At 55.4% G+C, this 21,286-nt stretch carries 18 protein-coding genes and 1 other annotated feature; of the genes, 8 read left to right on the top strand and 10 right to left on the bottom strand.

Features of this window, described 5'->3' with window-relative positions; all coding sequences use genetic code 11:
- Positions 1 to 197 precede the first annotated feature (197 nt).
- Positions 198 to 782 (top strand): hypothetical protein, encoded by a 585-nt coding sequence (locus tag ACFL9S_RS21800; RefSeq protein ID WP_405263956.1) that lies wholly within the window; start codon positions 198 to 200, stop codon positions 780 to 782.
- A gap of 13 nt (positions 783 to 795) precedes the next feature.
- Entirely contained in the window at positions 796 to 1,026 is a 231-nt protein-coding gene (locus ACFL9S_RS21795) for a hypothetical protein (protein WP_405263955.1), read from the top strand.
- Between the two features lie 56 nt (positions 1,027 to 1,082).
- Here ACFL9S_RS21795 and tal read toward each other — a convergent pair whose 3' ends face one another.
- Positions 1,083 to 2,036 carry a transaldolase gene (gene tal / locus ACFL9S_RS21790; protein ID WP_133842368.1) on the bottom strand — a complete coding sequence of 318 codons (954 nt, stop codon included), beginning with the start codon at positions 2,034 to 2,036 and terminating at the stop codon, positions 1,083 to 1,085.
- Between the two features lie 259 nt (positions 2,037 to 2,295).
- On the opposite strand from tal, the gene yaaA reads away from it, so the two are divergent.
- A complete protein-coding gene (yaaA, locus tag ACFL9S_RS21785) occupies positions 2,296 to 3,066 on the top strand; it encodes a peroxide stress protein YaaA (protein ID WP_405263954.1) in 771 nt (256 codons plus the stop codon).
- Positions 3,067 to 3,137: 71 nt separating this feature from the next.
- Here yaaA and thrC read toward each other — a convergent pair whose 3' ends face one another.
- The 5 genes from thrC to ACFL9S_RS21760 form a co-directional block, all read right to left on the bottom strand.
- A complete protein-coding gene (gene thrC, locus ACFL9S_RS21780; RefSeq protein ID WP_405263953.1) occupies positions 3,138 to 4,424 on the bottom strand; it encodes a threonine synthase in 1,287 nt (428 codons plus the stop codon).
- Between the two features lie 3 nt (positions 4,425 to 4,427).
- Complete coding sequence (gene thrB / locus ACFL9S_RS21775) at positions 4,428 to 5,357, bottom strand: homoserine kinase (protein ID WP_405263952.1); 930 nt, start codon at positions 5,355 to 5,357, stop codon at positions 4,428 to 4,430.
- A 2-nt stretch (positions 5,358 to 5,359) separates the two neighbouring features.
- The gene (gene thrA / locus ACFL9S_RS21770; RefSeq protein ID WP_405263951.1) at positions 5,360 to 7,822 is read right to left on the bottom strand and encodes a bifunctional aspartate kinase/homoserine dehydrogenase I; all 2,463 of its coding nucleotides are present in this window, start codon (positions 7,820 to 7,822) and stop codon (positions 5,360 to 5,362) included.
- 25 nt (positions 7,823 to 7,847) lie between these two features.
- Positions 7,848 to 7,969: a sequence feature (Thr leader region), on the bottom strand.
- Positions 7,905 to 7,976 carry a thr operon leader peptide gene (gene thrL / locus ACFL9S_RS21765; protein ID WP_405263974.1) on the bottom strand — a complete coding sequence of 24 codons (72 nt, stop codon included), beginning with the start codon at positions 7,974 to 7,976 and terminating at the stop codon, positions 7,905 to 7,907. (Overlaps the previous feature by 65 nt.)
- A gap of 208 nt (positions 7,977 to 8,184) precedes the next feature.
- Entirely contained in the window at positions 8,185 to 8,865 is a 681-nt protein-coding gene (locus ACFL9S_RS21760; RefSeq protein ID WP_405263950.1) for a tRNA/rRNA methyltransferase, read from the bottom strand.
- A gap of 651 nt (positions 8,866 to 9,516) precedes the next feature.
- Here ACFL9S_RS21760 and arcA point away from each other — a divergent pair.
- Entirely contained in the window at positions 9,517 to 10,233 is a 717-nt protein-coding gene (gene arcA / locus ACFL9S_RS21755; protein WP_133842373.1) for a two-component system response regulator ArcA, read from the top strand.
- A gap of 45 nt (positions 10,234 to 10,278) precedes the next feature.
- Here the strand turns inward: arcA and creA are convergent, their stop codons facing one another.
- Entirely contained in the window at positions 10,279 to 10,755 is a 477-nt protein-coding gene (gene creA, locus ACFL9S_RS21750; RefSeq protein WP_405263949.1) for a protein CreA, read from the bottom strand.
- A gap of 206 nt (positions 10,756 to 10,961) precedes the next feature.
- Here creA and robA point away from each other — a divergent pair, with 206 nt between their 5' ends.
- A complete protein-coding gene (gene robA / locus ACFL9S_RS21745) occupies positions 10,962 to 11,837 on the top strand; it encodes an MDR efflux pump AcrAB transcriptional activator RobA (protein WP_405263948.1) in 876 nt (291 codons plus the stop codon).
- A gap of 48 nt (positions 11,838 to 11,885) precedes the next feature.
- Here the strand turns inward: robA and gpmB are convergent, their stop codons facing one another.
- Positions 11,886 to 12,533 carry a 2,3-diphosphoglycerate-dependent phosphoglycerate mutase GpmB gene (gpmB, locus tag ACFL9S_RS21740; RefSeq protein ID WP_405263947.1) on the bottom strand — a complete coding sequence of 216 codons (648 nt, stop codon included), beginning with the start codon at positions 12,531 to 12,533 and terminating at the stop codon, positions 11,886 to 11,888.
- A 50-nt stretch (positions 12,534 to 12,583) separates the two neighbouring features.
- Here gpmB and yjjX point away from each other — a divergent pair, with 50 nt between their 5' ends.
- The gene (yjjX, locus tag ACFL9S_RS21735; protein WP_405263945.1) at positions 12,584 to 13,132 is read left to right on the top strand and encodes an inosine/xanthosine triphosphatase; all 549 of its coding nucleotides are present in this window, start codon (positions 12,584 to 12,586) and stop codon (positions 13,130 to 13,132) included.
- Here the strand turns inward: yjjX and trpR are convergent.
- Both trpR and sltY read right to left on the bottom strand, forming a co-directional pair.
- Entirely contained in the window at positions 13,118 to 13,450 is a 333-nt protein-coding gene (gene trpR, locus ACFL9S_RS21730) for a trp operon repressor (RefSeq protein ID WP_133842378.1), read from the bottom strand. The genes yjjX and trpR overlap by 15 nt on opposite strands.
- A 176-nt stretch (positions 13,451 to 13,626) precedes the next feature.
- Positions 13,627 to 15,549 (bottom strand): murein transglycosylase, encoded by a 1,923-nt coding sequence (sltY, locus tag ACFL9S_RS21725; protein ID WP_405263943.1) that lies wholly within the window; start codon positions 15,547 to 15,549, stop codon positions 13,627 to 13,629.
- A gap of 325 nt (positions 15,550 to 15,874) precedes the next feature.
- Between sltY and atzF the strand changes: the two genes are divergently transcribed.
- Together atzF and uca are read left to right on the top strand one after the other, a co-directional pair.
- On the top strand, positions 15,875 to 17,674 hold the full coding sequence (atzF, locus tag ACFL9S_RS21720; protein ID WP_405263942.1) for an allophanate hydrolase: 1,800 nt from the start codon (positions 15,875 to 15,877) through the stop codon (positions 17,672 to 17,674).
- Positions 17,667 to 21,284, top strand: coding sequence for an urea carboxylase (uca, locus tag ACFL9S_RS21715; protein ID WP_405263941.1), 3,618 nt, complete (start codon positions 17,667 to 17,669; stop codon positions 21,282 to 21,284). Before atzF ends, uca begins: the two co-directional genes overlap by 8 nt.
- Positions 21,285 to 21,286: the final 2 nt, after the last annotated feature.

The raw sequence follows: 21,286 nt of genomic DNA, 5'->3' as shown, positions 1-21,286 counted from the left end.
TTTACCATCCATTCTATTTCGATGCAGAGAGCAATCTGGTTTATGGCGGTTCCAGGGATCTCCGCGACTCACCGTTCGAGCAGGCAGTCAGGAGAGCTTATGAACAGTGTCTGAAACGTTATCACGGCAAAAAACCCGCTCCCACTCTTAAAAAGCATTATATCGGTGACTCCGGCCAGCAAGCCCCGCCGGGGAAAATGCTCAACAGCAAAGCAGCCGGGCGACTGCTGGCCGCCGGTGGCATATATAATGGGAATGTCGCTGGATTCAGGAAGACCGCAGAGCAGCTGGGGGGCGATGCGGTTAAGGGATATGACCAGGTACTGAACGAAAAAACGTCAGGTTCAATGATCGCAGCTGCGTCTGTCCTTTTAGCTAAAACGGCCCGTAACCCTCTAACACGAGAGGAATTAAACAGCCACCCAATTAATAATAAAGATATTTCTAGAAACATTCCTTCTAAAATATTTTTAAGCGAATCAGCAGCGTCTCCTAATAGGAACGGGCTGACTGATGCAGGGAGAGCTTTACAAAAGCATGGTGGGAGGGAAGGTTCTGCATATTCATACTCTAGTCAAAAATCCGCTATCTTAAACCAAGAGGGGCAAGCTATAGTGAATGAAATACTAAGCAATACAAATAGTAAAATTGAATACAGAGTTATTTATGAGAATAAGAAAAAAATTACTGTGGTAGAAGTTACCGCCCCTGACGGTCGGGCACTCAGATATAATGCTGATGGAACTAAATTGATTGGCTTACGAGAGCCTCCGACGAAATAATGAGGGATAGATAATGTTAGAGTACAGTGTAGGTAGTTCTATGGATAGGGATGATCTGTATGCTGAATTATCATTTAATAGCATTCAGTGGGGAGAAATCTCATTGTCTGAGGACAAGAAATCCGTAAATATTATTATTTACCCCAATAATAATGATGTTCTTGAGTTCAACTATGATGAGTTTTTACATCTTGTTGAGAAAGCAAAAAACCATCTTCTCAAGCTGGAACCATTAGCTGAATAAATAACCCTGTAGAGCAAAAAGAAAAACAGTGGCCGGTTTTCCGGCCACGCGATCAATTACAGCAGGTCAGCAATCATCTTATCGAGTTTGCCCTGGTCGATGGCAAAGTTACGGATGCCTTCAGCCAGTTTCTGTACTGCCATTGGATCCTGGTTGTGCTGCCACAGGAACTCAGATTCGGTCATTTTAGCTGGACGCGCTTTCACTTCGCCGCTGTAGGCCAGCTTACGCTCAACGCTACCTTCAGTCTCAGCCAGCTCTTTCAGCAGGCCTGGAGAGATAGTCAGACGGTCACAACCGGCCAGCTCAATGATCTCGCCGACGTTACGGAAGCTCGCGCCCATCACCACGGTTTCGTAACCGTGCTGTTTGTAGTATTCGTAGATTTCGGTCACCGACACCACGCCTGGATCTTCGTTTGGCGCGTACTCTTTTTTGTCGGTATTGGCTTTGTACCAGTCAAGAATACGGCCAACAAACGGTGAAATCAGGAACACGCCCGCTTCCGCACAAGAACGCGCCTGCGCGAAGGAGAACAGCAGCGTCAGGTTACAGTTGATGCCTTCTTTTTCCAGCTGTTCAGCGGCACGGATACCCTGCCAGGTTGAAGCCAGTTTGATCAGGATGCGGTCGTTGCTGATGCCGGCATCGTTATACAGTTTGATCAGGCTACGTGCTTTCGCGATGCTGCCTTCGGTGTCATAAGACAGGCGCGCATCCACTTCGGTAGAGATACGGCCAGGGACCAGTTTCAGGATCTCCAGACCGATGTTCACAGCCAGCTTATCGGCAGCGTAAGACACCTGCTCTTCTTTGTTGCTGGTCTGCTCACGCGCCCATACCACAGCTTCGTCGATCAGCTTACGGTATTCAGGGATCTGGGCAGCGCTAAGGATCAGAGAAGGGTTGGTGGTTGCATCTTGCGGTTTGTAGAGTTTCATCGCCGCGATGTCGCCAGTATCAGCAACAACGGTAGTGACTTGACGCAGGGAAGATAATTTGTCCGTCATAGTTGTCATTCTCATCAAAGTTGATTTGTCAGGGTGTTGAAAATGTCTGCCCCGGATGATAGCACGCGTACCTCACCATGCAAGGGCCGTAAATCATCACGCCACAACCGGATAAATCTGCCGTCAAAAAGCCCTTTTTTCTCTGTGGATTGTCCGGTCATCATCGGTCACCAATGGCAGCGATTCGTCACCCGACCTCACTTTTTTGCTACAGTAGGCGCTGATTCTGTTTCTGATAATGAAATACAAGGACGCGAGCATGTTAATGGTAATTTCTCCGGCTAAAACGCTGGACTTTGAAAGCCCGCTGGCGACAAAACGTTACACCCAGCCCGCGCTTCTGGAAGAGTCGCAAAAGCTGATTGCCGTGGCGCGTCAGCTCTCTCCGGCAGATATCGGCTCACTGATGCATATCAGTGACAAACTGGCCGTACTGAACGCCGAGCGCTTCAATGACTGGCAGCCTGATTTCACACCGGACAATGCCCGCCAGGCGATTCTGGCGTTTAAAGGGGATGTGTATACCGGATTACAGGCTGAGACCTTTAGCGAGGCCGCGTTTGATTTTGCCCAGCAGCATCTGCGTATGCTCTCCGGTCTGTATGGCCTGCTGCGCCCGCTGGACCTGATGCAGGCTTATCGTCTGGAAATGGGGATTAAACTGGCCAACCCGGCAGGCAAAGATCTCTACAGCTTCTGGGGCGATAAGCTGACCCACGCGCTGAATGCCGCACTGGCAGAGCAAGGAGATTCAGTGCTGATTAACCTCGCTTCCGATGAATACTTCAAAGCCGTGAAGCCGAAGCTGCTGGATGGCGAGATCGTCAAACCGGTGTTCCTCGATGAAAAGAACGGCAAGTTTAAGGTGATCAGCTTCTATGCGAAAAAGGCACGCGGACTGATGAGTCGTTACATCATTGAAAATGAGCTGACAAAGCCTGAACAGCTGAAGAAGTTTGATGTGGACGGATATGCTTTTGACGCGGATGCGAGTCAAGGGAATGAGCTGGTGTTTAAGCGTCACGAGTAAGAGCCAGGCACGCCTGACCCAGGGCGAGGTACGTCGGATCCAGGGCGAGGCATGCCTCGCCCCTACGAGCCTTATTTCTTCAGCAAGAACTCACGCAGCTCAGCGAACTCGCCTTTCATATTGTGCGACAGCAGCGGCAGATCCGCGCGCTCGGCCAGTGCTTCCGGTAAAGGCAGCTTCTGATCAAGGATCGCTTCCACGCTCTCTTTAAATTTCGCCGGATGCGCCGTTCCGAGGAACAGACCAAACTCACCGTCCTGCAGCTGATCGCGCAGCAGACGATAAGCGATCGCCGCATGAGGCTCAGACAGGTAACCAAGATCCGCCAGTTCGCGCAGGGTAGCTTTGGTGGTTTCGTCATCAACCGCACCGTAGCCCAGATCCTGCAAGCGCCAGATTTTACGGCGGAAGATCTCTTCCACACGCGGCCAGTTATTCGGCTGGCTAACATCCATCGCATTCGACAAGGTGGCAACCGTCACGTTCGGCGTCCATTCACCATTGACGAGGAAACGGGGCACAGTGTCATTAGCATTGGTGGCAGCAATAAAACGCTTCACTGGCAGGCCAAGTGACTTCGCCAGCAGGCCAGCCGTCAGGTCGCCAAAGTTGCCGCTTGGCACAGAGATCACCAGCTGATTCCGTTTTTCCTGCGGCAGCTGCGCTACGGCTTCAAAGTAGTAGCAGATCTGCGCCAGCAGGCGGCTGATGTTAATGGAGTTTGCTGAGTTGAGGCCAATGGCCTTTTTCAGCTCTTCATCGTCAAATGCCTGTTTAACCAGTGACTGGCAGGCATCGAAATCCCCGTCAATCGCGATGGTCTGAATATTGCCGCCCAGGGTACAGAACAGCTTCTCCTGCAACGGGCTGATTTTGCCCTGAGGATACAGGATCACCACTCGCACGTTTTCCATGCCATAGAAGGCATGAGCCACGGCCGCGCCGGTATCGCCCGAGGTCGCCGTCAGGATGGTGATTTTCTCATCCGCGCCGCTGACATAAGAGAGCATCTGCGCCATAAAACGGCCGCCGAAGTCTTTGAACGCCAGCGTTGGGCCGTGGAACAGCTCCAGCACGGCGATATCATCAGTGACGTCTACAACCGGGGCCGGGAAGGTGAACGCCGTTTTCAGGCGCTCATGCAGCTGATGCGCATCGATCTCATCGCCGATAAACGCCGACAGAATTTTGCTGCTACGGGTCACGAAATCCATTTCCAACATCGCATCGATGTCGGTCAGTTCGAATTCAGGTAATTCCAGTGGAAAGAACAGGCCCTGCTGTTTACCCAACCCCTGCTTCACCGCCTGGGCGAAGCTGACCTGCTCGTTGTGATCCTTAAGATTATACAGTTTCATGCGTTATCCCAGTTTGCGTGCGCCTGCCGTGTCTAAACGGCAAATATGGACGAAGCCTTCATCATTTTGCAGATAGTGCTGGCGGAGCCAGTCTGCCATACGTTGTGCGGTATCCAGCTGATTGCACACGGCAAACAGCGTTGGGCCGGAGCCAGAAATACCGCAGGCCAGTGCGCCAATATCCGCAGCGGCCTGGCGGGCTTCACTGAAGCCCGGTAACAATTTGGTGCGGTACGGTTCCGCAATCACGTCCTGCATCAGTTTGGCGGCCAGCAAAGGCTGCTGCGTGTGGCAGGCGTGAATAAAGCCGCCGAGATAGCGACCGTGCCGGATAATATCCTCTTTACGATACTGCGCAGGCAGGATCGCACGGGCTTCGGCAGTGGAAACTTTAATCCCCGGGTACGCCATCACCCACAGCCAGTCATCAAAGCCTGGCACTTCCTGGCTGATAATACCGTTCTCTTCCAGCATCAACTGCATGCCGCCAAGGAAGCAAGGGGCCACATTGTCATAATGTACACTGCCGGAGATACGCCCTTCCAGCTCGCCCATCAGCGCCAGCAGTTGCGTGTCATTTAGCGGCTTACCGCAGTGTTCGTTCATCGCCATCAGACCGGCAACCACCGAGCACGCGCTGGAGCCGAGGCCGGAGCCAATCGGCATGTTCTTTTCCAGCGTCATCTTCACCGGCACGCGTTTGCCAACCGCTTCACAGAAACGGTCCCAGCACTGATAAACGATATTGTCTTGCGGGTTTGCCGGCAGCTTGCTGACAAAACTCCCTTCATTATGCAGACTGAATTCGTCAGCCGCTTCCACGGTCACGCAGTCGCCCAGCAGGGTGCCATCAACCGGCGACACCGCAGCCCCGAGAACGTCAAAACCAACGCTGACGTTGCCAATTGAGGCAGGGGCATGAATTTTAACCATGATTAAACTCCCAACTTCCACGACAGAGTACGTAACAGATCGGCAAACACGCCCGCCGCGGTCACATCATTACCGGCACCATAACCGCGCAGCACCAGCGGGATTGGCTGATAATAGCGGCTGTAGAACGCCAGCGCATTCTCACCATTTTTCACTTTATACAGCGGGTCGTTACCGTCGACAGCATCGATTTTCACTTTACACGCCCCGCCCTCTTCAATCGCACCCACGAAGCGTAATACTTTACCCGCCTCACGGGCGCTGGCAACGCGTGCGGCAAAATCCGCATCCAGTTCAGGCAGACGTGCCATAAACGTTTCCACATCCGCAATCGCCGTCAGCTCGGACGGTAATACGGCTTCAATGTCGATATCGCTCAGCTCCAGCTGATAACCCGCTTCACGCGCAAGGATCAGCAGCTTACGTGCCACGTCCAGCCCGGAAAGGTCTTCACGCGGATCAGGCTCAGTAAAGCCCATCTCACGCGCCATATTGGTCGCCTCGGACAGCGATACGCCTTCATCCAGCTTGCCGAAGATAAACGACAGTGAACCGGAAAGAATACCGGAGAAACTAATCAGCTCATCCCCGGCGTTTAGCAGGTTTTGCAGGTTCTCGATCACCGGTAAACCGGCCCCGACGTTGGTATCATAGAGGAACTTACGGCGTGATTTTGCCGCCACTGCACGCATCTGCTGGTAATAGTGATACGACGAGGTATTGGCCTTTTTGTTCGGCGTTACCACGTGGAAACCGTCAGCCAGGAAATCGGCATACTGGTCGGCAACCTTCTGGCTTGAGGTACAGTCAACGATCACCGGGTTCAGCAGATGATACTCTTTCACCAGACGATTCAGACGACCCAGATCAAACGGCTCTTTCGCCGCTTTCAGCTGATCCTGCCAGTTCTCCAGCGGGATGCCGTGTACGTTGGTCAGCAATGCGCGGGAGTTGGCGATGCCACACACGCGCAGGTCAATGTGCTTGTTCTTCAGCCAGGTCTGCTGGCGATGCAGCTGCTCGATCAATGCTGCACCCACGCCGCCAACGCCGATGACAAAAACTTCAATCACCTGGTCAGTGGCAAACAGCATCTGATGCACCACGCGTACGCCGGTGGTGGCTTCGTTGTTATCCACCACGACGGAGATCGAACGCTCTGATGATCCCTGGGCAATCGCCACAATATTGATGTTCGCGCGCGCCAGTGCAGAGAAGAACTTCGCGGAGATACCCCGCAATGTGCGCATGCCGTCACCCACGACGGAGATCACGGCCAGATGCTCCATCACGTCCAGCGGCTCCAGCAGGCCATCTTTCAGTTCCAGATGGAATTCATCTTCCAGCACGCGGCGCGCACGCGCCAGGTCGTTCTGTGACACACAGAAACTGATGCTGTATTCCGAAGAGGACTGGGTGATTAACACCACCGAGATGCCGCTGCGTGACATGGCGGCAAACACACGCGCTGCCATACCGACCATGCCTTTCATTCCCGGACCGGAAACGTTAAACATCGCCATATTGTTCAGGTTGGTGATGCCTTTCACCGGGTTATCTTCATCGCTACCATCGCCACCAATCAGGGTGCCGGGTGCCTGCGGGTTGGCGGTATTTTTAATCAGGCAGGGGATCTGGAACTGAGCAATCGGGGCAATGGTGCGCGGATGAAGGACTTTCGCACCGAAGTAGGAAAGCTCCATTGCTTCCTGATAGGACATCGACTTCAGCAGTCGCGCATCTGGCACCTGGCGCGGGTCGCAGGTATAGACACCATCAACATCGGTCCAGATTTCACAACAGTCGGCGCGCAGGCAGGCAGCCAGCACGGCTGCTGAATAGTCAGAACCGTTACGGCCCAATACCACCAGCTCACCGCGTTCATTTCCGGCAGTGAAGCCTGCCATCAGCACCATATTGTCTGCCGGGATCTGACTGGCAGCAATACGGCGGGTAGATTCAGGAATATCCACAGTGGATTCGAGATAATGACCAACAGCCAGCAGCTGTTCCACCGGGTTAATCACGCTAACGCCATAACCGCGCGCCTGTAACAGCGCTTCCATAATGGCGATAGAGAGCTTTTCACCCCGGCAGATAATGGCTGCATTGACGCTATCCGGGCACTGTCCCAGCAGTGCAATACCGTGCAATACCTGCTTGAGCTGAGCGAACTCCTGATCAACCACGCCTTTAAGCTTGTCAAAAGCAAAGCCCGGCTGAGACTCGGCCAGCCCCTGCAACAGCTCGGCGAAGATGCGCTCGGCGTCACTGATGTTAGGCAACGCATCCTGGCCACTGATGGTTTTTTCAATCATCGCCACCAGGTGATTGGTAATCTTCGCTGGCGCGGACAATACGGTAGCTACCTGTCCCTGCTTTGCATTACTTTCCAGAATGTCAGCCACACGCAGAAAACGTTCCGCATTGGCTACCGAGGTTCCACCGAATTTCAGCACTCGCATGTTCAAGCTCTCCTGAATTTTTGCCGAAAAAAAAGCCCGCACTGTTTAGGTGCGGGCTTTTTTTTAATTTTTCCTGTATGCGTCAGCCCGCACCGTTACCTGTGGTAATGGTGGTGGTAATAATGATTGTGTTAATCAGGCTGTTTTTACGCATTGAGATTTATCTTTTATCTGTCTGTTAAATCTGTCGGCTTTCAGAATTAAAGCAAAGTGCCAGCCAAGTCAATTTTTTTATCAAATGGCCTCCTTTTTCCTGCGATGTCGTCAGGCCCTTTTCGTCATCGTGGCCGATCTGTTCTGTTACGCCAGGAAAAAATGGCAGTAAATCGCACTAATTACTCCCCCTTATCCAGCGTTTTTATCTACAGCTTTTTTTCTATGTCATGCAGCAGCCGATGCAGCATGGCGGTATCGCGCTGCTGAAGCAGACCGATGCGTTGCTGCAACCAGTCTGCCAACTTTTCATCCCCGGCGACGTCGAGCCGCTGCAACAGGGAGTGAGCACGCTGGCGCAACGCCGCGAGTTGTTCAACATCCGCAGCAGCTTGTTTCTGCGCGCTCACCTGGCGTAATGCCGAAAGCTGGTAGCAATAGACCATCACCGCCTGCCCCAGATTGAGTGACGGATAATCACCCGCCATCGGAATACCCGTCAGCAGATCGACCTGCTCCAGCTCTTCATTCGTTAAACCACTGTCTTCACGCCCAAAGACCATTGCCACACTGCCTGTCCACTGCTGTTTCTCTTCCAGTACCTGCTGCACCTCCTGCGGCGTGGCGTAGTAACGGAATTTCGCGCGCGAACGTGCGGTGGTGGCGATACTGAAATCAATATCAGCTAACGCGGCCTCAAGTGACGTCCAGTGGCTGGCATTATCCAGAATTTCACCCGCCCCGTGCGCGACGCGTCTCGCTGCCGGGTCAAGATGCACCTGGCTGTCAACAATACGTAGCTCGCTAAATCCCATGGTTTTCATGGCACGGGCCGCCGCACCGACATTTTCAGCACGTGCAGGAGAGACAAGGATAAAAGGAAAACGCATAACCACCTTCAATTAAAGAGAGAAATTCACAATGTTGATGATGCCTTCCCGACAGTGGGAAAAAAAAATCAGCAATATTTAACATCGTATCAACATTATTAACGGACTGTTTTAAATCGCCGTAATCGAATGATAAACCTATTTTTTCTTGATAAACCATAGAAAAACGAGCTTCAATACAATAACATCTATGTTATCAACTAATTAACACTTATTAAGGTGTGGCGTAACCCGTCTGTTAACCTTTTGCAGTGAATAGCGTATTTTAGGTTGTATATGTAAGCTAACCTGCCAATCTGGGAAGGGTTTTTCACAAAAGTGTTAACGTGCTACAATTGGTTTGATATAAGTCAACTAAGCGTTGTTTTATTGCGTGATGGTTGTTGCCGGTGCTGTTATGTTGCTGTTAATACAGTTAGGATATACGCCGTTTTGACACTGCCGGGGCATGCAGGATACATCCTAATGGCTGCGCAAAACCCAAAAGCCATTAAGGGTTGGCCACGTTGTTGACGGTACATGGATTGTGTATCAAGAACATCATTCTGTACTGCTGTTGTTTTGCTTCTGGCTCTGAACTCCAGGTGTTGCCAGCGCCAACAGCCGTATGTCCTGTTTTCGATTTTGTTGGCAATTTTAGGTAGCGAACACATGCAGACCCCGCACATACTTATCGTTGAAGACGAATTAGTTACTCGTAATACGCTCAAAAGTATTTTTGAAGCCGAAGGCTACATGGTTTATGAAGCTACAGACGGCGCTGAAATGCACCAGATACTGACGGAAAATGACGTTAATCTGGTTATTATGGACATCAACCTGCCAGGCAAAAATGGCCTGTTGCTGGCACGTGAACTGCGTGAGCAGGCAAACGTGGCACTGATGTTCCTCACCGGCCGTGATAACGAGGTCGATAAGATCCTCGGTCTTGAAATTGGCGCCGATGACTACATAACCAAACCGTTTAATCCGCGTGAACTGACCATTCGCGCACGCAACCTGCTGTCCCGCACAATGAATCTGGCCGCGGTCAGCGAAGAGCGCAAACTGGTTGAATCCTACCGCTTTAACGGCTGGGAACTGGATATCAACAGTCGTTCACTGGTCAGCCCTCAGGGCGAACAGTATAAGCTGCCGCGCAGCGAATTCCGCGCCATGCTGCACTTCTGTGAAAACCCTGGCAAGATTCAGACCCGTGCCGATCTGCTGAAGAAAATGACCGGGCGCGAACTGAAGCCACACGATCGTACCGTCGACGTGACCATTCGCCGCATCCGTAAGCATTTTGAATCCACACCAGATACACCAGAAATCATCGCCACTATCCACGGCGAAGGTTACCGCTTCTGCGGCGATCTGCAGGATTAATGTTTGTAGGGTCGACTATTTTTTCCGGTCGACCCATGCATTCTGCTATTGATGACCCCAGGGGATAATCGGCACCGCACTCAGCGCATTTTTCGGCGAACCGTCGACGACCTTATCGGAATAACTCAAATAAATTAACGCATTACGATTTTTGTCGTAGAAACGTACGACCTGGAGTTTTTTGAACACCAGCGATGTCCGTTTACGGAAAACCACGTCACCTTCCGCTGTACCCTGCTTAATCTTCTCACTGAGCTCTACAGGCCCCACCTGCTGACAGGAGATGGCCGCATCCGATGTATCCTCTGCCAACCCTAAGCCACCTTTTATTCCTCCCATTTTCGCCCGGCTCAGATAACAGGTGACATTTTTCACATCAGGATCGTCAAAGGCTTCCACCACGATCTTGTGATCGGGGCCGAACATCTTAAATACCGTATCGACAGAACCGACCTGTTCTGCACAAAGTGTGCCGGAAAACAGCACCATTGAAGTGACTACTAACACTTTTTTAATTGTCATGACGTGACCATTTCAAAGAAAATAGATGACATTGTAAAGTACATGAGCAACAGTTCATGCCTTTACGATTTATCACGCGATGCGGTTTATATCAGCGCGGATATGAGTACATTTTTTTTAGTTAGAGCCTAAAAATTAGCTGTTAATGCTATTGTTCGTCGACTTTGCTTACCTTGCACCAATTCTGAGTAACATGAGGACGATTTATGGACCAAGCCGGTATCATTCGAGATTTGCTTGTCTGGCTGGAGAGCCACCTGGACCAACCTTTATCACTGGATAATGTCGCGGCGAAGGCAGGTTATTCAAAATGGCATCTGCAAAGAATGTTCAAAGACGTCACAAGTCACGCGATTGGCGCTTATATTCGTGCCCGTCGCTTGTCGAAAGCTGCCGTAGCATTACGTTTGACGAGTCGCCCGATTCTCGATATTGCTTTGCAATATCGCTTTGATTCTCAACAAACTTTCACCAGAGCCTTTAAGAAACAGTTTGCCCAGACGCCAGCCTGGTATCGACGGTCATCAGACTGGAATGCCTATGGACTGCGCCCGCCGATCCGTCTCGATGACGTCAGATTACCCGAACCGACCTGGGTAAGTCTGCCGGAAATCGTGCTGATTGGGCAAACCCAGTCTTATACCTGCACACTGGAGCAGATTTCGCGCTTCCGTGATGAGATGCGTATGCATTTCTGGCGCCAGTTCCTGACGGAGACGGATACCGTTCCACCAGTGCTGTATGGTCTTCACCAGTCGCGCCCCAGCATGGAAAAAGACGATGAGCAGGAGATTTTGTACACCACTGCCGTCACCGCTGATGCAATTCCAAGCCAGTTGCATTCGACTCAAACCGTCGTGCTGGAAGGGGGGGATTATGTACAGTTCACCTATGAAGGTCCGCGCACCGGACTTCAGAACTTTGTCTTACAGATTTACGGCACCTGTATGCCAACACTGAATCTGACACGTCGCCACGGTCAGGACATTGAGCGCTTCTATACCCACGGCGGTAAGAAACGTCCTGAGCCTCCTGTCGACATTCACTGTGAATATCTGATCCCGATACGACGTCAGTCGTAATCACCGGGTAAAACAGAAAGGGCCGATAATATCGGCCCTTTTTCATGGTTAGCGCTGGAGTTCGTCGAGGGAGGTATCCTCAAGATGTGCAATATCTCCGGCTGTCTCCACCACCCAGCCAGAAGCCAGCCAGGCGCTCTGTTGGTGATCCACGCGGGAAATGGAGCAATTCCGCAGGCGCAGGCGACGTTCCGCATTGGCCGGTAAACCGAGGATAGTACTGAGCAGTACTCCCAGCGCCATACCGTGGCTGACAATCAGTGGGCGGCTGCCTTCAGGCAATGCCAGACAAGCATCCAACGCCTGATGCATTCGCTGCGCCATTTCGCTCATCGACTCACCCTGCGGGATGCGACCGTTCTCCGTGCCATCCACCAGTGTCTTACGCCAGCCCTCCTCTTCTGCGCTCAGTGAATCCAGCAGGCGCTCTTCCAGCACCCCCATATTCAGTTCACGCAAACGCGGATCGAGCACCACTGCGCAGCCACATGCATCGGCAATGATCTCAGCGGTACGGCGGGTACGCCCCAGATCGCTGGCAATGACATGAGTAATACCCAGCTTTTTGACTCGCTCTCCTACCTGATGAGCCTGCTGCTCTCCTTTCTCAGTCAGCGCGCTGTCTGACTGCCCCTGAATGCGACGTGCCGCATTCCATAGCGTTTCTCCGTGGCGAACAAGATAGACCTGTAACATGCTATTTTCCGTTATACTGCGACAAATTTGCGTAGAGGGTTCAAACAATTATGTACCATGTTGTCGCTGCTACCATCAATCCAGCCAAAATTAAGGCAATTTCTCAAGCGTTCAGCGATATCTTCGGGGAAGGATCCTGCCATATTGAGGGTGTCGAGGTCGACAGCGGCGTTGCTGCGCAACCGATCACAAACACAGAAACGCGAACTGGCGCACGTCAGCGCGTGATGAATGCCCGCCAGGTAAGACCGGAAGCCAATTTTTGGGTGGCTATTGAAGCCGGTATTGAAGACAACACCGCCTTCGCCTGGATGGTAGTGGAAAATCACAAACTACGCGGCGAATCCCGTTCCGCCAGCTTCACACTGCCTGCCATCGTGATGAAAGGCATCCATGAAGGGCGTGAACTGGGCGAAGAGATGGCACGCCTGACCGGTGTTAACGATATCAAATATAAAGGCGGAGCGATTGGCGCCTTTACAGCCGGCCGACTGACGCGTACCAGCGTTTATCACCAGGCGCTCATCCTCGCACTGTGCCCGTTCCATAACGACATCTATCAGCGCAAAGACGACGAACAAAACTCAGACCTTGTCTGATCCGCTGAGGAGCTGTGTCTCCAGCCATGTTTTCAGTGCTGGAGGCGCACTTTTCAGACTGTTTGAGCCGCGCGTAATCGTCGCAATCCCGGCCCCCAACTCATTTTTCAGCTCACGCTGGCTCATTGTCCCGCGCATCAGCTCTTCCACAATACGCAGTCGGGTGCCCAGCGCCTCACGTTCGTCCGGCGTCAGCATCAGTTGTAATAGCGGAAGGTGCAGCTCGCCCTGATAGGCACGTTGCAGCAGCGTAACAAAACGCAGCCAGTCTTCGCTCGCCGGGTCAGTCGTGATGGGAACAGGAGTTGGGTTGGTCATGATATTCCGCCATACTATTTAACTAGTACAGTAGCATAGCATCATCGCCGTCATACTTGAAGCTACAGCGGTGTTGGCTGCGCACATTCGCCCGGGTCACTGACTACAGTAAGCTCGCCGGGACTCATGTACTTGCCGCCTTGCTGTAACTTCAAGTATTCATGCGATGGGAAAGTTTAGTAACGCTGCTGCCACTCGTTGTCGGCAAACAGTTTATCGGACTGGTTAAGGAAGTAGCGGTAGTAGGCATCATAAGCCAGCACGTTCTTCACATAACCGCGGGTTTCCGAGAAGGGAATGGTTTCGATAAATGCCACCGCATCCAGTTTCCCTGCGCTGTTACCCTGCCAGGTGCGCACCCGCGACGGCCCGGCGTTATACGCGGCCGAGGCAAAAATGCGGTTCTGACCGAACTGCTGGTAAACCGACTCCAGATACTGCGTACCAATCTGGATATTGGTTTCTGCATCCAGCAGCTGGCTGCTGTTGCTGTAGCCCGGAATGCTGAATTTGGTCACCGTGTGCTGCGCCGTAGCAGGCATCACCTGCATCAGACCGGACGCGCCGACCGGGGAGCGCGCTTTCGGGTTCCACGCACTCTCCTGGCGGGCAATCGCCATCGCATAGCTGATCGGGATGCTCTTACCGCTGATATTGCGTTCAAACTGCGGCTGCCACGCCAGCGGGAAACGCTCCTGCAGGCTGTTCCACAGTTTCCCGGTAATCGTTGCCTGCACGCTGAGATCCCACCAGTTTTGCTGACGTGCATAGCTGGCCAGCATCTGCTGCTGCGAGGTGGTGCGGCTGGAGACCAGATAGCTCCACTCGCTGCGCGCCAGATTATCCATTCCCCAGTACATCAGTTCACGCACACGGGCAATTTCCGGGCCGCTGGTCAGGCGGCTATCCACCGCCGGGGCTTTATCCACCTGCAAGGGATACTCCACTCCCAGCTTCTGAGCAGCCACCATCGGATAGAAACCGCGTTCGCTCATCAGCTTACGCAGAATGCCTTCCGCCTCTTCTTTACGCCCCTGCTCAATCAGCAAGTCAGCCTGCCAGTACTGCCATTCATCTTTTGCCTTGTCTTCGACCGGCAGACGCGCAATCCAGGTATTCATACCACGACGATCGTTGTTACCCAGCGCCATACGTACCCGCCGCTCAATCAGCGAGGTCGAATCACTGCGCATCACCACATCGTCGCGCCAGCGGGCCTGCTCACTGGTCGCCTCATTGCCCATCAGACGCCACGCGACCGCATCCTTCAGTTCCTGCGTCTGCTGCTCGTCCATTTTTTGCAGCTGCACCAGCCCAGGTATCAGCTGGCGCGCACGCTCCACATCCGTGCGCGCCAGGCTGGCAAACGCAATTGCCGTGGCCTGGCGGGTAAAGTCAGTGGCCCCGACGTTACGTGCAAAGTTCTCTACCGTGCCGGGATTGTTCTGCAAATCCATCACTGCATTGGCAATGGTCTGGTAATCCTGAGGGAGCTGCTTCGCCAGGAAATTGACCAGATTGGTGTTACCTGCTTTCATTGCCAGGCGAATGCGTTCCAGCGTGGTAATCGGATTCTGCTGCCCGGCCATTTGCCAGGCGCTAAACAACTTATCGCAGGTGCCCGGCAGGGAGCTGCCCGTCAGCCAGATAGATTTCGCCCCTTCCCATGCCACCTGCTCTTGCCCGGTGGCCCATTTGGCGTAGTACCAGTTACAGCGAGCTGCCACCGGCTTAGGCGCATCAGGGCTGAAAACCAGCAGCCCGCGCCAGTCTTCACGCCGGGCCAGCTCATTCACAAAGCGCGATGAGAGCGACCGCACGGGCGGCAGCGTTGGATAACGCTGAATAAAGTCTTTCACCGTCAGCCCGGTTTCCTGATCCAGGCTCTGCGCCAGCTGGCGATACTCCAGATAGGGATAGAGCGGATAGTCACGCAGCGTGGGCATCAACTGACCCACGACATCCATCTGTTTATTATCCCACGCCTGCTTGATTTGCAGATAACGGGTACGCTGTTCATCCAATGAGTCTGCTCGGGCACTGCCAGTTACTGCGGTTAAACAGGCTGCCACTACCCACCACTGCCACTTGTCCACCATGACTTTCCCCACGTTATTGCCTCGTCTTATCCTGAACCGTGAAATATTCCCCCTTCATGCTAACCAGGAGCAGCCCGTCATGCCATGTACTCAACAAATATTTACGGAATACCCGGCTCACAGAGGAGCTGTAGGGGTCGATCATCTTTTCCGATCGACCCGTTTTTTCCGATCGCCTCTGCCCCACCATTGTACAAACCCTGCTCGCTGACTGTGCACCCGCTGCGCCCCACTCCACATAAAACCTTTAAAATCAACACAATAAAATCTGGCACGCGGTTTGCTCTGTTGAACTCCATCTTGTATACCAGATGGAATTCAACTTATGGCTTTTACCAAAGGGTTTACGTTACAGGACTGGCAGCACCACTATCAGCAGCATCCACAGGACGTTCTGTCCACGCTGGATGCCCTGCTGGCGGATCTCTCCACCGACGATAACGCCTGGCTGTACCTCGCCACGCCGGCCCAACTGCGTGCTCAGGTCGAACCGTTGCTGGCAGCCTGGCAGCAGGACCCGGCATCGCTGCCGCTGTTTGGCGTCCCCTTTGCGGTAAAAGACAATATTGATATTGCGGGCTGGCCAACCAGCGCGGCCTGCCCGGCCTTTACCTATACGGCTGAAAGCGATGCCGTTGCTGCCGCCAACCTGAAAGGCAAAGGCGCGATTGTTATTGGCAAAACCAACCTTGACCAGTATGCCACCGGGCTGGTCGGCACCCGTTCGCCGTTCGGCGCGGTCTGCAACACCTTTAATCCTGAGTATGTCAGCGGCGGCTCCAGCTCCGGCTCGGCCTCCGTCACCTCGCGCGGTCTGGTCTGCTTCGCCCTCGGCACCGATACCGCGGGTTCCGGGCGCGTTCCGGCCGGGTTTAACAATATCGTCGGTCTGAAGCCAACCAAAGGCTGGCTCTCTGCCACCGGCGTGGTCCCCGCCTGCCGCCTGAACGATACCATCTCCGTCTTTGCGCTGACGGTGGAAGATGCCTTCCTCGCAGCCAGCTGTGCCGCAGGCTACGACAGCCTGGATGCTTATTCCCGCGCCAATCCTGGCCTCGCCCCGGCGGCGCTGCCTGCCGCACCACGGTTTGCCATCCCTGCCAGCCCGGAGTTCTTTGGCGATACGCAGGCACAGGCGGCCTGGGAAACGGCCTGCACCGACCTGATTGCGGCAGGAGCCAGCTTACAGCCCATCGACTTTACCCCGTTCTCACAGCTGGCTGAGCAGCTCTATTACGGTCCCTGGGTCGCGGAGCGCACCGTTGCGGTGGGTGACATGCTGGACCGCCCGGAAGAGATGGACCCGGTGGTGTACGGCATTGTCGCCAGTGGCAACAACTACAGCGCCGTGGACGCCTACAAAGCAGAATATCTGCGGGCCGAACTGACGCGCCAGATCCAGCAAACCCTCAGCCAGTTCGATGCGCTGGTGGTGCCCACTTCGCCGACCATTCACACGCTGGCAGAGATGAAGCAGGAGCCGGTGCGCTTCAACTCGCAGTTTGGCACCTACACCAACTTCACTAACCTCGCCGACCTGGCCGCCCTGGCGCTTCCGGCACCGTTCCGTGCCGATGGCCTGCCTGCCGGGATCACCCTGATCGCCCCGGCCTGGTATGACCGCGCGCTGGCGACTTTTGGCACCCGCTGGCAACAGCAGCAGGCCCTGAGCCTGGGCGCCACCGGCAAACCTCAGCCCGCTCCTGCCTCCCTGCCCGCGTCACCGCTGCACGTGCGCGTGGCCGTGGTCGGTGCGCACCTGACCGGGATGCCGCTCAACCACCAGCTCACCCGCCGCGATGCGGTGCTGGTGGAAGAGACGCACACCGCCGCCAGCTACCGCCTGTACGCGCTGGCGAACACCGTCCCCGCCAAACCGGGGCTGGTGAAAGACGCGACGGGGGCCGCCATCATCGTCGAACTGTGGGATATCCCACTGGCACGCTTTGGCGAATTCGTGGCGGAGATCCCCGCTCCGCTGGGGATTGGCACGCTGGAGCTGGCCGACGGCCGCAGTGTGAAAGGGTTTATCTGTGAGCCTGCCGCCCTGGCGCAGGCTACCGACATCACCGAATTTGGCGGCTGGCGCCGCTGGCTGACCCGCGAGGCACCTTCACATGTTTAATACCGTTCTGATCGCTAACCGCGGCGAAATCGCCTGTCGCGCCATCCGTACTCTGAAACGACTGGGCATCACCAGCGTGGCGGTTTACTCCGACGCCGACAAAAACGCGCAGCATGTCAAAGATGCCGATATCGCTCTCGCCCTCGGCGGCGATAAAGCCAGCGACAGCTACCTGGTCATCGATAAAATCCTCAGCGCCGCGCGCGAGAGCGGCGCGCAGGCCATCTGGCCTGGCTACGGATTCCTGTCAGAAAGCCTGCCGTTTGCCGCTGCCTGCGAAGCCGCCGGCGTCGTCTTTATCGGCCCGACGGCCCACCAAATCGGTGAATTTGGCCTCAAACACCGCGCCCGTGAACTGGCCGCAGCGGCAGGCGTGCCGATGACACCGGGTACCCCCTTACTCGATTCACTGGAAGAGGCATTAAGTGCCGCAGGCCGGATCGGCTACCCGGTGATGCTGAAAAGCACCGCAGGCGGCGGCGGGATTGGCCTGACGCGCTGTGCCGACGAAGCCACGCTGGTTTCCGCCTGGGAGAGCGTACGCCGCCTCGGCGAGCAGTTCTTCAGCGATGCCGGGGTGTTCCTGGAGCGCTGTATCGACCAGGCGCGCCATGTGGAAGTGCAAATCTTCGGTGATGGTCAGGGCAAGGTGGTGGCGCTGGGCGAGCGCGACTGTTCGCTGCAACGCCGCAACCAGAAAGTGGTGGAAGAGACCCCGGCACCTAACCTGCCTGCCGCCACCCGCGCCGCCCTGCTCGACTCCGCGGTGAAACTCGGTGAACTGGTCAACTACCGCAGCGCGGGCACCGTGGAATATATCTACGACGCCGCACGCGATGAGTTCTTCTTCCTCGAAGTGAATACCCGTTTACAGGTAGAACATCCGGTCACCGAGTGCGTCACCGGGCTGGATCTGGTGGAGTGCATGTTACTGGTCGCCGCCGGAGAGCAGCCGGACTGGGCGCGTATGGCGCAGGTTCCACAGGGTGCCTCCATCGAAGTGCGTATTTACGCCGAAGATCCGCTGAAAAACTTCCAGCCCAGCCCAGGCGTGCTGACCGAAGTCTGCTTCCCGGAAGAGGTACGCGTCGATAGCGGGATCAGCACCGGCACAGAAGTCTCCGCATTCTACGATCCGATGATCGCCAAGCTGATCGTTCATGGGAAAAACCGTGCGGATGCGCTGGAAAAAATGCAGACGGCGCTGAATGAAACCCGTCTGCACGGCATCGCCACCAACCTTGATTACCTGCGCCAGATTGTCGCCACCGACGCGTTCCGCAGCGGCCAGGTGTGGACGCGCCTGCTCGACAGCTTCACCCCGCATTCTCCCGTGGTGGAAGTGCTGCAGCCCGGCACCTGGAGCAGCATTCAGGACTATCCGGGCCGCCTTGGTTACTGGGATATCGGCGTGCCGCCGTCCGGTCCGATGGATGATTATGCCTTCCGCCTCGCCAACCGCATTGTGGGTAATGCGGAAGAAGCCGCCGGGCTGGAATTTACCCTGCAAGGGCCGACCCTGCGTTTTCACAGCGATGCGCTGATTGCGCTGACCGGGGCCGCCTGTCCGGCCACGCTGGATGGCGAAGCGGTGGCGTACTGGCAGCCGCTGGCAGTGAAAGCCGGACAGACTCTGACGCTGGGCCGCGCTCAACAGGGCTGCCGCACCTACCTTGCAGTGCGCAACGGCTTTGACGTACCGGAATATCTCGGCAGCCGTTCCACCTTTGCCCTGGGGCAGTTTGGCGGTCACGCCGGGCGCACCCTGCGCGTGGCCGATATGCTGGCGATCTCACAGCCCGCGCTCGCCGCCTGCACCACGCCAGCGCCAGTCAGCGAACCCGCCGCCTTGCCTGTCGCCGCGCAGCCGGTATACGGTGATGAATGGCGCATCGGCGTTCTGTACGGCCCGCACGGTGCCCCGGATTTCTTTACCCAGCAGTCCATCGATGAATTTTTTGCCAGCGAGTGGCAGGTACATTACAACTCCAACCGCCTCGGCGTACGTCTGGTAGGGCCGAAACCAGGCTGGACCCGCGCCAACGGCGGTGAAGCCGGACTGCACCCCTCCAACGTTCATGACTGTGAATATGCCATTGGTGCCGTTAACTTTACCGGCGATTTCCCGGTGATCCTCACCCGTGACGGGCCGAGCCTCGGCGGGTTTGTCTGCCCGGTGACCATCGCTAAAGCGGAACTGTGGAAAGTCGGCCAGGTGAAGCCCGGCGACCGCATTCGTTTTCATCCGATCGGCTTCGAGGAAGCCCACGCGCTGGAAGTGGCGCAGACGCACAGCGTGACGCGTCTCAACGCCCTGCATGCCCCGGAATTTGCCGTGCCTTCGTTGGCCGAAACCGTTCACGGCCCGGCAACGGTACTGGCCGCCATCAAAGCCACCCGCACCACGCCGACTGCCATTTATCGTCAGGCCGGGGATAACTACATCCTGCTGGAGTACGGCGACAACGTGCTGGATCTGGCGCTGCGTCTGCGCGTCCATCTGCTGATGACCGCCCTGCATGAGAGCGGCCAGCCGGGCGTGGAGGAGCTGTCGCCGGGCGTGCGCTCGCTGCAAATCCGCTATGACAGTCAGATCCTCAGCCAGAAACAGCTGATGACCCTGCTGCTGCAGCTGGAGAAAAATCTTGGCGATGTCACGCGCATGACCGTGCCGTCACGCATCGTCCACCTGCCAATGGCCTTTGAAGACAGCGCCACCCTCGGTGCCGTAGAGCGCTATGCCGAAACCGTGCGCGCCAGCGCCCCCTGGCTACCGAATAACGTCGATTTTATCCAGCGCATTAACGGACTCAGCAGCCGCGAAGAGGTCAGCCAGACGCTGTTTGATGCCAGCTACCTGATCCTCGGTCTGGGCGATGTCTATCTCGGCGCGCCTTGTGCGGTGCCGATCGACCCGCGCCACCGCCTGCTCAGTTCGAAATACAACCCGGCACGTACCTTCACCGCGGAAGGCACCGTCGGCATTGGCGGCATGTACATGTGCATTTACGGCATGGACTCCCCCGGCGGTTACCAGCTGGTGGGCCGCACGCTGCCTATCTGGAACAAATTCCTGAAAAACGACCAGTTCGCGGCGAACGAACCCTGGCTGCTGCACTTCTTTGACCAGGTGCGTTTCTACCCGGTGAGCGAAGCTGAACTCGACGTGCTGCGCGATGACTTCCGTGAAGGCCGCGCCACCGTTCGCATTGAGCAGTCGGTGTTTGATTTTGCCGAACATACGCAGTTCCTCAGCGATCACGCTGCCTCTATCGCTGACTTCCGCCAGAAGCAGGCCAGCGCCTTTGATGCCGAAGTGGCGCTGTGGGCGCAGGAAGACGAAGGCGCGCCGCTGACCAGCGAAGAGACGCTGCTGCCGCCGGAAGAAGATGACGGCGCGTTGCAGGTCAGCGCCGATATGAACGGCAATATCTGGAAAGTGCTGGTGCAGCCCGGTGATGAGGTGGAAGCCGGTCAGCCGCTGATCATCGTTGAGGCGATGAAAATGGAGCTGGCGATCAACGCCCCGCAGGCCGGGCGCGTTAAACGTATCGGCTGCCAGCCAGGCCGTCCGGTCAGCCCCGGCGATGCCCTGCTGTGGCTGGAATAAAC

The organism is Erwinia sp. AnSW2-5 (assembly GCF_045107195.1).
Lineage (GTDB): Bacteria > Pseudomonadota > Gammaproteobacteria > Enterobacterales > Enterobacteriaceae > Erwinia.
The sequence above is the reverse complement of the archived record's forward strand: the minus strand, read 5'-3'. Positions and strand labels throughout refer to the sequence as shown.

Coding starts and splice junctions, on each gene's coding strand:
- yaaA (WP_405263954.1), top strand. CDS start 2,296: ATGTTAATGGTAATTTCTCCGGCTAAAACGCTGGACTTTGAAAGCCCG.
- yjjX (WP_405263945.1), top strand. CDS start 12,584: ATGTACCATGTTGTCGCTGCTACCATCAATCCAGCCAAAATTAAGGCA.
- thrB (WP_405263952.1), bottom strand. CDS start 5,357: ATGGTTAAAATTCATGCCCCTGCCTCAATTGGCAACGTCAGCGTTGGT.
- ACFL9S_RS21795 (WP_405263955.1), top strand. CDS start 796: ATGTTAGAGTACAGTGTAGGTAGTTCTATGGATAGGGATGATCTGTAT.
- sltY (WP_405263943.1), bottom strand. CDS start 15,549: ATGGTGGACAAGTGGCAGTGGTGGGTAGTGGCAGCCTGTTTAACCGCA.
- uca (WP_405263941.1), top strand. CDS start 17,667: ATGTTTAATACCGTTCTGATCGCTAACCGCGGCGAAATCGCCTGTCGC.
- thrC (WP_405263953.1), bottom strand. CDS start 4,424: ATGAAACTGTATAATCTTAAGGATCACAACGAGCAGGTCAGCTTCGCC.
- trpR (WP_133842378.1), bottom strand. CDS start 13,450: ATGACCAACCCAACTCCTGTTCCCATCACGACTGACCCGGCGAGCGAA.
- robA (WP_405263948.1), top strand. CDS start 10,962: ATGGACCAAGCCGGTATCATTCGAGATTTGCTTGTCTGGCTGGAGAGC.
- thrA (WP_405263951.1), bottom strand. CDS start 7,822: ATGCGAGTGCTGAAATTCGGTGGAACCTCGGTAGCCAATGCGGAACGT.
- creA (WP_405263949.1), bottom strand. CDS start 10,755: ATGACAATTAAAAAAGTGTTAGTAGTCACTTCAATGGTGCTGTTTTCC.
- ACFL9S_RS21800 (WP_405263956.1), top strand. CDS start 198: ATGCTCAACAGCAAAGCAGCCGGGCGACTGCTGGCCGCCGGTGGCATA.
- atzF (WP_405263942.1), top strand. CDS start 15,875: ATGGCTTTTACCAAAGGGTTTACGTTACAGGACTGGCAGCACCACTAT.
- gpmB (WP_405263947.1), bottom strand. CDS start 12,533: ATGTTACAGGTCTATCTTGTTCGCCACGGAGAAACGCTATGGAATGCG.
- ACFL9S_RS21760 (WP_405263950.1), bottom strand. CDS start 8,865: ATGCGTTTTCCTTTTATCCTTGTCTCTCCTGCACGTGCTGAAAATGTC.
- arcA (WP_133842373.1), top strand. CDS start 9,517: ATGCAGACCCCGCACATACTTATCGTTGAAGACGAATTAGTTACTCGT.
- tal (WP_133842368.1), bottom strand. CDS start 2,036: ATGACGGACAAATTATCTTCCCTGCGTCAAGTCACTACCGTTGTTGCT.